The 12,679-nt window shown below is 63.4% G+C and carries 11 protein-coding genes; 10 read left to right on the forward strand and 1 reads right to left on the reverse strand.

All coding sequences use genetic code 11. The features are described 5' to 3' along the window. The first annotated feature begins 49 nt into the window (after positions 1-49). From rimP to E2A64_RS02540, 10 genes are all read left to right on the forward strand, one after another. Positions 50-691 carry a ribosome maturation factor RimP gene (gene rimP, locus E2A64_RS02495; protein WP_133282855.1) on the forward strand — a complete coding sequence of 214 codons (642 nt, stop codon included), beginning with the start codon at positions 50-52 and terminating at the stop codon, positions 689-691. Positions 692-846: 155 nt separating this feature from the next. Then, complete coding sequence (gene nusA / locus E2A64_RS02500; protein WP_133282856.1) at positions 847-2,475, forward strand: transcription termination factor NusA; 1,629 nt, start codon at positions 847-849, stop codon at positions 2,473-2,475. A gap of 51 nt (positions 2,476-2,526) precedes the next feature. Next, complete coding sequence (locus E2A64_RS02505) at positions 2,527-3,114, forward strand: RNA-binding protein (RefSeq protein WP_244598121.1); 588 nt, start codon at positions 2,527-2,529, stop codon at positions 3,112-3,114. Between the two features lie 97 nt (positions 3,115-3,211). Then, the gene (infB, locus tag E2A64_RS02510; protein WP_133282857.1) at positions 3,212-5,821 is read left to right on the forward strand and encodes a translation initiation factor IF-2; all 2,610 of its coding nucleotides are present in this window, start codon (positions 3,212-3,214) and stop codon (positions 5,819-5,821) included. Between the two features lie 183 nt (positions 5,822-6,004). Beyond that, positions 6,005-6,406 carry a 30S ribosome-binding factor RbfA gene (gene rbfA / locus E2A64_RS02515; protein ID WP_133282858.1) on the forward strand — a complete coding sequence of 134 codons (402 nt, stop codon included), beginning with the start codon at positions 6,005-6,007 and terminating at the stop codon, positions 6,404-6,406. A 1-nt stretch (position 6,407) separates the two neighbouring features. Further along, on the forward strand, positions 6,408-7,352 hold the full coding sequence (gene truB / locus E2A64_RS02520) for a tRNA pseudouridine(55) synthase TruB (RefSeq protein WP_133282859.1): 945 nt from the start codon (positions 6,408-6,410) through the stop codon (positions 7,350-7,352). A gap of 172 nt (positions 7,353-7,524) precedes the next feature. Beyond that, positions 7,525-7,794 (forward strand): 30S ribosomal protein S15, encoded by a 270-nt coding sequence (gene rpsO, locus E2A64_RS02525; protein WP_133282860.1) that lies wholly within the window; start codon positions 7,525-7,527, stop codon positions 7,792-7,794. Between the two features lie 329 nt (positions 7,795-8,123). Further along, positions 8,124-10,241: a polyribonucleotide nucleotidyltransferase gene (gene pnp, locus E2A64_RS02530; RefSeq protein ID WP_133282861.1), complete on the forward strand. Its 2,118-nt coding sequence runs from the start codon at positions 8,124-8,126 to the stop codon at positions 10,239-10,241. Between the two features lie 227 nt (positions 10,242-10,468). Then, positions 10,469-10,909: an SRPBCC family protein gene (locus E2A64_RS02535; protein ID WP_133282862.1), complete on the forward strand. Its 441-nt coding sequence runs from the start codon at positions 10,469-10,471 to the stop codon at positions 10,907-10,909. A gap of 115 nt (positions 10,910-11,024) precedes the next feature. Continuing rightward, entirely contained in the window at positions 11,025-11,690 is a 666-nt protein-coding gene (locus tag E2A64_RS02540) for a ferredoxin reductase domain-containing protein (protein WP_133282863.1), read from the forward strand. A gap of 181 nt (positions 11,691-11,871) precedes the next feature. On the opposite strand, the gene fabI is transcribed toward E2A64_RS02540, so the two are convergent. Then, positions 11,872-12,678, reverse strand: a complete 807-nt coding sequence (gene fabI / locus E2A64_RS02545; protein ID WP_133282864.1) for an enoyl-ACP reductase FabI — start codon at positions 12,676-12,678, stop codon at positions 11,872-11,874. Between the last annotated feature and the right edge of the window lies 1 nt (position 12,679).

Genomic DNA, 12,679 nt, shown 5'->3' on the forward strand with positions numbered 1-12,679 from the left:
CCGGGGCTTGCCCGTGCTCGAAGCGCCTCGAGTGGATACGGACAGCCAGTTGGCGGAAAATCAGACCGACGCACGCATCATCACTGAAACGGGTCTCGACGCGCGCATTGCGCAGATCGTCGAGCCGGTTCTGACGTCCTTGGATTACCGGCTTGTGCGCGTGCGCATCTCGGCCCAGAACGGCATGACGCTGCAGATCATGGCCGAGCGCCCCGACGGCACCATGACGGTGGAGGATTGCGAGGCGATCTCCCGCGCGCTGTCGCCGGTTCTCGACGTCGAGGATCCGATCGGCAAGCAGTATCATCTTGAAATTTCCTCGCCGGGCATCGACCGTCCGATGGTCCGCATCTCGGACTTCAAGCGCTGGGAAGGTCATCTGGCCCGCTGCGATACCTCGCAGCTCGTCGACAACCGCAAGCGCCACCGCGGCTTCATCCGCGACGTGACCGAGAGCGGCTTCTCCATCGAGCGCGACCAGCCTGTCGAGGGCGAGGACAACACCACGGTGATTCCCTTCTCGGCTCTCGCCGAGGCCAAGCTGATCCTCACCGACGATCTCATCCGCGAAGCCCTGAAGGCCGACAAGGCCGCAAAGCAGGCGCGCAAGGCGGCCGGCGAAGATATCGATACCGAGTTCGGCGATGACGTCGAGATCGAGAACGCGAATGACAATGAGGGCGACGACTGATCGTCCTCCTGTCGAAAATGACCTATCCGGTCGCCGATCGTGGTATAACGCCCACGCGACGCGGCCTTTCGAGTTGAACCAACAGGCCCTCGTAACTTTCAAAGTCCCGGGCTGAACCAAACGGACCCCGCATGGGGCCGGCAACGGAGAAGACAATGGCAGTCAGCGCCAACAGGCTCGAGCTTCTGCAGATCGCCGACGCAGTGGCCCGCGAGAAGAACATCGACCGCGAGATCGTAATTGCCGCCATGGCAGACGCGATCCAGAAGGCCGCACGCTCGCGTTATGGCTCCGAGAGCAACATCCGCGCCGACATCAATTCCAAGACCGGCGAGATCCGCCTGCAGCGTCTTCTGGAAGTTGTCGAGCACGCCGAGGACTATTCCACGCAGATCCCGCTGGCGCTGGCGACCGACCGCAATCCCGACGCGCAGCTCGGCGATTTCATCGCCGATCCGCTGCCGCCGATGGATTTCGGCCGTATCGCCGCCCAGTCGGCCAAGCAGGTCATCGTGCAGAAGGTCCGTGAAGCCGAGCGCGATCACCAGTACGAGGAATACAAGGACCGCATCGGCGAGATCGTCAACGGCACCGTCAAGCGCGTCGAATACGGCAACGTGATCGTCGACATGGGCCGTGGCGAAGGCATCATCCGCCGCGACGAGACCATCCCGCGCGAGAACTTCCGCTATGGCGATCGCGTCCGCGCCTATGTCTACGACGTCCGCCGCGAGCAGCGCGGCCCGCAGATCTTCCTGTCGCGTACCCACCCGCAGTTCATGGTCAAGCTCTTCACCATGGAAGTGCCGGAAATCTACGACGGCATCATCGAGATCCGCTCGGTTGCCCGTGACCCGGGTTCGCGCGCCAAGATCGCCGTCATCTCCAACGATTCGGCCATCGATCCGGTCGGCGCCTGCGTCGGTATGCGCGGCTCCCGCGTCCAGGCCGTCGTCGGCGAACTCCAGGGCGAGAAGATCGACATCATTCCGTGGTCGCCGTCCCCGGCCACCTTCATCGTCAACGCGCTGCAGCCGGCGGAAGTCGCCAAGGTGGTGCTCGACGAGGATGCGGAACGTATCGAGGTCGTCGTTCCCGACGAGCAGCTGTCGCTCGCCATCGGCCGCCGCGGCCAGAACGTGCGTCTGGCGTCGCAGCTCACCGGCTGGGACATCGACATCCTGACCGAGGAAGAGGAAAGCCAGCGCCGTCAGAAGGAATTCAACGAGCGCACCTCCCTCTTCATGGAAGCCCTCGACGTCGACGAGATGGTCGGCCAGGTGCTGGCTTCCGAAGGCTTCAGCCAGGTCGAGGAAGTGGCTTATGTCGATCTCGACGAAATCACCTCGATCGAGGGCTTCGACGACGAGACCGCCGAGGAGCTGCAGGCCCGTGCCCGTGAATTCCTCGAGCGCCAGGAAGCCGAGCTCGACGCCAAGCGCAAGGAGCTCGGTGTTGAAGACGAACTGCGCCAGATCGGCGGCATGACCACCCCGATGATGGTTGCGCTGGGCGAAGACGGCATCAAGACCGTCGAGGACTTCGCCGGTTGCGCCGTCGACGATCTCTGCGGCTGGTCCGAGCGCAAGGATGGCGAAACCAAGCGTTTCGAAGGCCTGTTCTCGAAGCTGGAAGTGTCCCGCGCCGAAGCCGAAACCATGATCCTCTCGGCCCGTCTGGCCGTCGGCTGGATCACCGAGGACGAACTCGAGGACATGCAGGTCGAGGGCGCCGAGGACGAAGAAGGTGCTGCCGAGGAAGCCGAAGCTTCGGAAGAAGCGTAAGGCTTCCTGGTCGGAAAGGGCGCACACAGCGTGAAGACCGGGATCGAACCTGTGAACGATCGCATGTGCATCCTCACACGCGCCAAGGGCGACAAGGCGGATCTGATCCGCTTTGTCCTGTCGCCTGACGGTGCGGTGGTGCCGGACCTCAAAAACGCCTTGCCCGGCCGTGGCGCCTGGGTGAGTGCGAAGCGAAAGACGGTCGAAGAGGCCGCGAGGAAGGGCGCGTTCGCGCGTGCCTTCAAGACGAAACTGGCGCCGCCCGAAGATCTCGGCGCCACGGTCGATCAGCTGCTTCTGGCCGATCTGACCGGCATGATGAACATGGCGCGCAAGTCCGGCCAGTTCATCGGCGGATCGGGCAAGGCCGAGGCCGCGATACGTTCGGGCGAGGCCATTGCGCTGTTCCATGCAACGGATGCGGCCGCCGATGGCGTCCGCAAACTCGGCCAGGCGGTTAAGGCGCGTGCGCTGACGCTGGACGAACCGGAAATACCCGTTTTCAGGCTGATGACGGGCGAGCAAATGGATGCCTGCTTCGGCGAAGGGGGCTTTATCCATGCAACTGCGCTTGCAGGGCAGGCCGGTGAGGGTGTAGTGAAGCGCGCAACGAGACTTGCCGCATACCGTTCCGACTGAGGAAACGGCGACCTTGGCAAGACGCCGGCTGGGCCGGCAACTGGAAATTGGGGCTGGCGCAGACAATTGCCGGCCGGCCCCCGGAAACGGATGGTAGATGAGCGATAACAACGACGACAAGACGATCAGTGTCTCGGGCAAGAAGACCTTCTCGCTGAAGAGGCCCTCGGTCGAGCAGGGTACGGTGCGCCAGGAAATGGGTCGCGGCCGGACCAAGGCCGTGGTCGTGGAGACCCGCAAGCGCCGGATCACGCGTCCCGAAGACGAAAACAAGCCGCAGCAGACGATCTCGCTGAAGCCGCGCGCGCCGCAGCCTGCCGCGCCCAAGCCGCAGCCGGCGCCGGAAGCTTCGCAGGCCGCAACGCCTGCGCCGAACAAGACGGCTCCCAAGCCGCAGCCGGCCAAGGGTGCCGTGTTGAGCAACCTCTCCGCAGGCGAGATGGAAGCCCGTCGCAAGGCGCTCGAAAGCTCGCGCATTCGAGAAGTCGAAGAGCGCAAGCAGGCCGAGGTGGATGCCAAGCGCCGCGCCGAGGAGGAGGCCCGCCTCGCCAAGGAACGCGAAGAGCAGGCACGCAAGGACAAGGAAGAGGCCGAGCGCCTCGCCCGTGAAGCCGCCGAGCGCCAGGTCGAGGAAGAAGCCGCCGCGCTTCGTCCGCAGACCAAGAAGGACAAGGAAGAGCCTGTCGCCAAGGGCGATGATGACGCTCCCCGCGGCCGCGGCAAGAGTGACGACGACGGCGATATCCGTTCGCGTAGCGCCAAGCCGGGCCGTCCGGAAGTTCCCAAGCCGACCCGCACCAAGACCGACGGCGATCGCCGTCGCGGCAAGCTGACGCTCAATGCCGCCCTCGACGAGGACGGCAACGCACGCGGTCGCTCGCTGTCGGCCATGCGCCGCCGGCAGGAAAAGATGCGCCGCTCCCAGCACCAGGAAGCGCGTGAGAAGGTTGTCCGCGAGGTCACCCTTCCGGAGACCATCACCATTCAGGAACTGTCGCAGCGTATGGCCGAACGGTCGGTCGATGTGATCAAGTACCTGATGAAGGAAGGCCAGATGATGAAGCCGGGCGACGTCATCGACGCCGACCTCGCCGAGATCATCGCGACCGACTTCGGTCATTCGGTCAAGCGCGTGTCGGAATCCGACGTCGAGCTGGGGATCTTCAACATCGAGGACGATGGCGAACATCTTCAGTCGCGTCCTCCGGTCGTCACCATCATGGGCCACGTCGACCACGGCAAGACGTCGCTGCTCGATGCCATCCGCAATGCCAATGTCGTCCAGGGCGAAGCCGGCGGGATCACCCAGCATATCGGCGCCTACCAGGTCGAGAAGAACGGTCAGAAGATCACCTTCATCGATACGCCGGGCCACGCCGCCTTCACGGCGATGCGTGCCCGTGGCGCACAGGCCACCGACATTGCGATCCTGGTTGTTGCCGCCGACGACAGCGTGATGCCGCAGACGATCGAATCCATCAACCACGCGAAAGCGGCCAGCGTGCCGATGATCGTGGCGATCAACAAGATCGACAAGCCGGCGGCAGACCCCAACAAGGTCCGCACCGAGCTTCTCCAGCACGAGGTGTTCGTCGAATCCATGGGCGGTGAAGTGCTCGACGTGGAAGTCTCCGCGCTCAAGCAGATGAACCTCAACGGTCTTCTCGACGCCATCCTTCTGCAGTCGGAAGTGCTCGACCTCAAGGCCAATCCGGACCGCACCGCCGAGGGCGTGGTCATCGAGGCGCAGCTCGACAAGGGCCGCGGTTCGGTCGCCACCGTTCTGGTGCAGGCCGGTACGCTCAAGACCGGTGACATTCTCGTCGCCGGTGACGAGTGGGGCCGCGTCCGTGCGCTGGTCAACGACCTTGGCGAACAGGTCAAGGAAGCAGGTCCCTCCATGCCGGTCGAGATCCTCGGCCTGCAGGGAACCCCGCAGGCGGGTGACCGCTTCGCAGTGGTCGAGAACGAAGCCCGCGCCCGTGAGGTTGCCGAATATCGTCAGCGTCTGGCACGCGACAAGGCCGCAGCCCGTCAGTCGGGTTCGCGCGGTTCGCTCGAACAGATGATGACCCAGCTTTCCGACGCCGGCGTCAAGGAGTTTCCGCTCCTCGTCAAGGGCGACGTGCAGGGCTCGATCGAGGCGATTGCCGGTGCCGTCGAAAAGCTCGGCACCGACGAAGTCCGCGCCCGGATCATCCATTCGGGTGCCGGTGCCATCACCGAATCCGACGTCAGCCTGGCGGAAGCCTCGGGCGCCGCGATCATCGGCTTCAACGTCCGTGCCAACAAGCAGGCGCGCGACGCGGCCGAGCGTTCGGGTATAGAGATCCGCTACTACAACATCATCTACGATCTGGTGGACGACGTTAAGGCTGCCATGTCCGGGCTTCTGTCGCCGGAGCGCCGCGAAACCTTCCTCGGCAATGCCGAAATCCTGGAAGTCTTCTCGATTACCAAGATCGGCAAGGTTGCAGGTTGCCGCGTCAGCGAGGGCAAGGTCGAGCGTGGGGCGGGCGTCCGCCTCATCCGCGACAACGTCGTCATTCACGAAGGCAAGCTCAAGACGCTCAAGCGCTTCAAAGACGAAGTCTCCGAAGTGCCGTCGGGCCAGGAATGCGGTATGGCCTTCGAGAACTACGAAGACATCCGCGCCGGCGACGTCATCGAGTGCTTCCGCGTCGAGATGCTTACCCGCACGCTCTGATCGTGCAGGCCTGAAACGAACAGGGGACGCGGCTCCGCACACCGGATCGCGTCCCTTCGTTTAGGCCCATTGCTCATGCAATCCTGAACGCCCGAAGGGCGGGGTGTCATCGCCCCGGCCTGTTGAGGTAGAGTTTTTCGAAGCCGGCCCAGAGCTGGTCGAGAAAGAGAAGAGGTCCGATATATGTCGAATGGTCCCTCCCAGCGGATGCTTCGCGTCGGCGAGCAGGTGCGTGCAGCCATCACGCAGGTGCTTCAGCGCGGCGAAGTCCGCGATCCCGAAATCGAGAACACGGTGATTTCCGTGTCCGAAGTGCGCATGTCGCCGGACCTGAAGATCGCCACGGCCTATGTCACGCCGCTCGGCCAGCGCGATCACCAGGCGCTCGTTGCGGCGCTCAACCGCAATGCCAAGTTCATCCGCGGACGCATCGGCCGGCAATTGAACCAGATGAAGTCGATTCCCTCCGTGCGTTTCCGTGACGACACGAGTTTCGACAATTACCGCAAGATCGACGAGCTGCTGCGCTCGCCGGAGGTCGCGCGCGATCTCGACGAAGACGACGACCACGGAGACGAGAACTGAGATGGGACGCCGTGGAAAGAAGAAGGGAAGGCCGGTCGCAGGCTGGCTGATCCTCGACAAGCCTTGGGATTTCGGTTCGACGGAAGCCGTCGGCAAGATCCGCTGGCTGTTCAAGGCCGACAAGGCAGGCCATGCCGGCACCCTCGATCCGCTCGCATCGGGCATGCTGCCGATCGCGCTCGGCGATGCGACCAAGACCGTGCCCTATGTCATGGACGGCAACAAGGTCTACCGCTTCACCGCCACCTGGGGCGAGGAGCGCACGACGGACGATCTCGAGGGCGAGGTGTCCGGCACGTCGGACAAGCGCCCCACGCGCGCCGAGATCGAGGCGGTCATTCCCGACTATATGGGTGTCATCGAGCAGGTGCCGCCGCGCTTTTCGGCCGTCAAGATCGGCGGCGAGCGCGCCTACGACATCGCTCGCGATGGCGAGGAAGTGGAAATTCCCTCGCGCGAGGTCGAAATCCATCGTTTCGACATCGTGGATTGTCCCGACGAGAAGACGACGGTCTTCGAGGTCGAGTGCGGCAAGGGCACCTATGTGCGGGCGCTTGCCCGCGATATCGGCCGCCAGCTCGGTTGCCTCGGCCATGTTTCCGAACTTCGCCGCGTCGCGGTCGAGCCCTTCTCGGAAGCTCAGCTCGTGCCGCTGGAAACGCTGACAGCGCTGGAGGAGATCGAGGATCAGGACGAGCGGCTGGCTGCTCTGGATGAATACCTCATCGACATCGGCGAGGCGCTTTCGATGCTGCCGCGTCTCGAGGTCAGCTCCGATCAGGCACAGAGGATCCGGATGGGCAATCCGGTGATCGTGCGGGGCCGCGATGCACCCATTGCCTGCGACGAGATCTGCGCCTTCCAGGCCGGCCGCCTGGTGGCGCTCGGCGAGGTTGCCGGCGGCGAATTCCATCCGCGACGGGTATTCTCCAGCGCCGGCCAGTAATTGCGGCCTGCCGCTCCGGAAAACCGGCGAATCACATTCCCCTTTCTTTTCCGGGGAAATTGGCCTATAGCCCACGCGACTGTCCGGCATGGCCGCGACAGTTCGAGAGGCCGCTGCTGGACGACATCCCGGCCGCCGGCACCACTTTCATCCCGAACGAAAGGATTGACCGATGTCGATTACTCCCGAGCGCAAAGCTGAGCTCATCAAGGAATACGCCACCAAGCCGGGCGATACCGGCTCTCCGGAAGTCCAGGTTGCCGTTCTCACCGAGCGGATCACCAACCTCACCGAGCACTTCAAGGATCACAAGAAGGACAACCACTCGCGCCGCGGGCTTCTGAAGCTCGTTTCGTCGCGTCGGTCCCTTCTGGATTACGTCAAGCGCAAGGATCCGGCACGCTACGCCGATCTGATCAAGCGCCTCGGCATCCGCCGTTAAGATTGCAGGCGGGTCGGCCAAAAGCCGGCCCGCTTGTCACATGGGGAGGTCATGAAGAACCTCCAAACGCCAGCCTGGCAGGCGTGGACGGAAATCCCGGACGAACTGCCGCAAACCGCCTGAGGATCCCGTCGACGGGGTCACAGGTACCAAGGCGACCGCCCGTCATGGGGCAGGATTGCCGGATGCTTTCGCCGTCGACGCGTCTTCGCGGACGGCCCCGACCGAAAGCCTCCTGTTGTCTTGCCCGTGATGCGCAAACGCACAAACGATCCGTTCATGGCGGCCGGGCTGCGTGCCCGCTCCTGAACGCAGACAAAGGACAAGACATGTTCGACACCCACAAGGTTGAAATCGAATGGGGCGGCCGTCCGCTCGTTCTGGAAACGGGCAAGGTTGCCCGCCAGGCCGACGGCGCCGTCATGGCGAGCTATGGCGAGACCGTTGTTCTCGCCACCGTGGTCTCCGCCAAGCAGCCGAAGCCCGGCCAGGACTTTTTCCCGCTGACCGTCAACTACCAGGAAAAGACCTACGCCGCCGGCAAGATCCCGGGTGGCTACTTCAAGCGCGAAGGCCGTCCCAGCGAGAACGAGACGCTTGTGTCGCGCCTCATCGACCGCCCGATCCGCCCGCTTTTCCCGGATGGCTACAAGAACGACACCCAGGTCGTCATCACCGTTCTCCAGCATGACCTCGAGAACAATCCCGACGTTCTCTCGATGGTCGCCGCTTCCGCCGCGCTGACGCTGTCCGGCGTTCCCTTCATGGGCCCGATCGCCGGTGCCCGCGTCGGCTACATCAACGGCGAATACGTGCTCAACCCGCATGTCGACGAGATGGAAGAGACCGATCTCGACCTCGTCGTCGCCGGAACATCCGAAGCCGTCCTGATGGTGGAATCGGAAGCACAGGAACTGCCGGAAGACGTCATGCTCGGCGCCGTCATGTTCGGCCACAAGGGCTTCCAGCCGGTGATCGACGCGATCATCCAGCTCGCGGAAGCTGCCGCCAAGGAGCCGCGCGACTTCACCGCTCCGGATTATTCGGAACTCGAGAAGGAAATGCTCGGTATCGCCGAAGCCGAACTTCGCGACGCCTACAAGATCACCGACAAGGCCGACCGCTACGCAGCCGTCGATGCCGCCAAGGCAAAGGTGAAGGAGCACTTCACCCCGGCCGAAGGTGAGGACGCGAAATACACCGCCGAGGAAATCGGCGCCGTGTTCAAGTCGCTCCAGGCCAAGATCGTCCGCTGGAACATTCTCGACACCAAGAGCCGCATCGATGGCCGCGACCTTTCGACGGTCCGTCCGATCGTCTCGGAAGTCGGCCTCCTGCCGCGCACCCATGGTTCGTCGCTGTTTACCCGCGGTGAAACCCAGGCGATCGTGGTCGCCACGCTCGGCACCGGCGAAGACGAACAGTATGTCGACAGCCTGACGGGCACCTACAAGGCCACCTTCATGCTGCACTACAACTTCCCGCCCTTCTCTGTCGGCGAGACCGGCCGCATGGGTTCGCCCGGCCGTCGCGAAATCGGTCACGGCAAGCTTGCCTGGCGCGCCATCCATCCGATGATGCCGGCTGCAGACCAGTTCCCCTACACGCTGCGCGTTGTGTCCGAGATCACCGAATCCAACGGTTCGTCGTCGATGGCGACCGTCTGCGGCACCTCGCTGGCGCTTATGGATGCGGGCGTTCCGCTCAACAAGCCGGTTGCCGGTATCGCCATGGGCCTGATCAAGGAAGACGATCGCTTCGCCGTTCTCTCCGACATCCTGGGTGACGAAGATCATCTCGGCGACATGGACTTCAAGGTGGCCGGTACCTCTGATGGTATCACTGCCCTGCAGATGGACATCAAGATCGACGGCATCACCGAAGAGATCATGCAGATCGCTCTGGATCAGGCCAAGGGCGGCCGTCTGCACATCCTCGGCGAAATGGGCAAGGCCCTCTCCGAGAGCCGCGGCCAGCTCGGCGAATTCGCACCCCGCATCGAAGTCATGAACATCCCGGTCGACAAGATCCGTGACGTCATCGGCACCGGCGGCAAGGTCATCCGCGAGATCGTCGAGAAGACCGGCGCCAAGATCAACGTCGAAGACGACGGCACGATCAAGATCGCCTCGTCCTCGGGCAAGGAAATCGAGGCCGCTCGCAAGTGGATCCACTCGATCACTGCCGAGCCGGAAGTCGGCACGATCTACGAGGGAACGGTCGTCAAGGTAGCCGATTTCGGCGCCTTCGTGAATTTCTTCGGTCCGAAGGACGGTCTGGTCCACATTTCCCAGCTCGCCCAGGAACGCGTCGGCAAGACGTCCGATGTCGTCAAGGAAGGCCAGAAGGTCTGGGTCAAGCTCCTCGGCTTCGACGAGCGTGGCAAGGTTCGCCTGTCGATGAAGGTCGTCGATCAGGAAACCGGCCAGGAAATCGCGCAGGACTGATCGGTCCCTGCAGACGGCCCCCATGGCCGGCTGACAACGCGAGAGATAGGAAAGCGCGCAGCTCCGGCTGCGCGCTTTTTTTAGTAAAATCTCTTGAAGCCGGGGCCCGCAAGCCAAGATGCATGGCAGGACGCCAGGCTGCGTTCGGATCCGGTTCCGCTGATGCAAGGTTCCGGCGGGGCGCTGGCGAGGCACGAAGGCAGCCGCATGACCGGCAGGGAGGCCTGATGAGAGAGTTCACGCATAGCTTCGAATTGCCGACCGATCCGGCGACCGCACTGCCGTTCTTCACGCCGCGAGGCGAAGAAGCATGGGTGCCCGGCTGGAAGCCGGATTATCTCCACCCGAAGAGCGGCGAAACCGGGCGCGGCATGGTTTTCACCACACGCGACAGGACCGGGGCGACCGTCGTGTGGACCTGTCTCGACTATCTCCCTGCCATCGGCCTCGCGCGCTATTTCCGAGCGGTTTCCGACCGCCAGGCCAGTCTGGTCGAGGTCGTGTGCATGTCGCTGGGCGAGGGCACGACGACCGTGCGGGTGAATTATCGCCATTTGCCGCTGAGCCCTGAGGGCGCAGCCGATATCGACGCGCTCCAGGAGGCCGATTTCCGTCGCGATATCGATCGGTGGCGCGATCTCGTCATGCCGCACCTCTCCGCCGCCTGACCCGACTGGCGGGCAATCGGCAGGCTCCGTCGCCTCTTTCGCTCCTGCTGACGGGCCGGAACTCGGGCGCGGCCTGCCGCATTTCTCTCTCGACAGCACAACGGAGCAGACCGTCATGACCAACAAGCTTGCCATTACGAGCATCGTCGACATCACCCATGATGTCCGCCAGTTCACTTTCGAGAAACCGCAGGGCTTTTCCTACGAGCCCGGCCAGGCGGCGGAGGTGGGTATCGACAAGGATGGCTGGCGGGATGCCGGCAATCCCTTCACCTTCACCTCGTTGCCCGCCTGGGACGAGCTGCAGTTCACCATCAAGATCTACCCGAGCCATGACGGCCTGACCGAGCAGATCGGTCAGTTGACGCAGGGCGATTCCTTCATCGTCGGCGATGCGTGGGGCACGATCGAATACAAGGGCAAGGGCACTTTCATCGCCGGTGGTGCGGGCGTTACCCCCTTCATCGCCATCCTGCGCATGCTGGCGGATCGTGGCGAGTTGTCCGGTCACCGGCTGATCTTCGCCAACAAGACCGAAGCCGACATCATCCTTCGTGAGGAATTCGATGCGATGGACGGGCTGGAGACGGTCTATGTGCTGAGCAAGGAGGACAAGGACGGCTTCGAGCATGGCCGCATCGACAAGGACTTCCTCAAGGCGCACATCTCGGACTTCAACCAGCACTTCTATGTCTGCGGCCCCGACGCGATGGTCGAGAGCATCAACGATGCCCTCAAGGATCTGGGCGCCGATGCGGACGGACTGGTGTTCGAAGAGTGAGAAGCGTTTTGCCGTCAGGCAGACGACAAGACAAGGATTTGGCTTGTCGAGCGCCGAACGCCCGGAGCCATGGCTGAGGGCTCGAGCGGCCGGTCGCGAACCGGCTTCTAAACCGAAGAAGCCCGCTAGTCATTCGCAGACCGCGGGCTCCTGATTTCACCTCTGAGGCAGTCGCCTGCGCTCAGGCTTCGGGCTGCTTCTTCAACTGCTCGATGGCGGGCATCGAGGTCGAATTGTAGCCGGCATCGACGAAGTGGATCTCACCGGTCACGCCCGAGGACAGATCGGAGAGAAGATAGAGCGCCGACCCGCCCACATCGTCGATGGTGATGGTACGGCGAAGCGGCGAGTTGCGCTGCTGCCAGTTGAGCATGGCACGTGCATCGCCGATGCCTGCGCCGGCAAGCGTGCGGACCGGCCCGGCCGAAATCGCGTTGACGCGGATGTTGCGCGGTCCGTAATCGGCGGCAAGGTAGCGGACGCTCGCCTCCAGGCCGGCCTTGGCCACACCCATGACGTTGTAGTTCGGCATCGAACGCGTTGCGCCGCCATAGGTCAGCGTCACCATCGACCCCTTGTCGTCCATCAGCGCGGCGGCGCGCTTGGCCACCTCGGTGAACGAGAAGCAGGAAATCACCATGCTGCGCACGAAGTTTTCGCGGCTGGTGTCGGCGTAAAGCCCCTTGAGCTCGTTCTTGTCGGAAAAGCCGATTGCGTGAACGAGAAAATCCAGCCCACCCCATTCGCTCTTGATGGCGTCGAACATCGTGTCGACGGTCTCGATATCCTCGACGTCACACGGCAGGAGCAGCTTGGCGCCGACGGAATCGGCGAGCGGCTTGACCCGGCGACCGAAGGCCTCGCCCTGGTAGCTGAACGCCAGTTCCGCGCCCTGCTCGGCCACGGCTTTCGCAATGCCCCAGGCGATCGAGTGGTCGTTGGCGACCCCCATGATCAGCCCGCGCTTGCCTTTCATCAGATCACTCATG

It is taken from the genome of Pseudohoeflea suaedae (assembly GCF_004354915.1).
In the GTDB taxonomy this organism is placed as follows: domain Bacteria; phylum Pseudomonadota; class Alphaproteobacteria; order Rhizobiales; family Rhizobiaceae; genus Pseudohoeflea; species Pseudohoeflea suaedae.

What these genes read in the sequence shown, in the direction of transcription:
- rpsO (WP_133282860.1), top strand. Translation starts at nt 7,525, where the DNA reads ATGTCGATTACTCCCGAGCGCAAAGCTGAGCTCATCAAGGAATACGCC.
- E2A64_RS02535 (WP_133282862.1), top strand. Translation starts at nt 10,469, where the DNA reads ATGAGAGAGTTCACGCATAGCTTCGAATTGCCGACCGATCCGGCGACC.
- pnp (WP_133282861.1), top strand. Translation starts at nt 8,124, where the DNA reads ATGTTCGACACCCACAAGGTTGAAATCGAATGGGGCGGCCGTCCGCTC.
- fabI (WP_133282864.1), bottom strand. Translation starts at nt 12,678, where the DNA reads ATGAGTGATCTGATGAAAGGCAAGCGCGGGCTGATCATGGGGGTCGCC.
- infB (WP_133282857.1), top strand. Translation starts at nt 3,212, where the DNA reads ATGAGCGATAACAACGACGACAAGACGATCAGTGTCTCGGGCAAGAAG.
- truB (WP_133282859.1), top strand. Translation starts at nt 6,408, where the DNA reads ATGGGACGCCGTGGAAAGAAGAAGGGAAGGCCGGTCGCAGGCTGGCTG.
- E2A64_RS02540 (WP_133282863.1), top strand. Translation starts at nt 11,025, where the DNA reads ATGACCAACAAGCTTGCCATTACGAGCATCGTCGACATCACCCATGAT.
- nusA (WP_133282856.1), top strand. Translation starts at nt 847, where the DNA reads ATGGCAGTCAGCGCCAACAGGCTCGAGCTTCTGCAGATCGCCGACGCA.
- rbfA (WP_133282858.1), top strand. Translation starts at nt 6,005, where the DNA reads ATGTCGAATGGTCCCTCCCAGCGGATGCTTCGCGTCGGCGAGCAGGTG.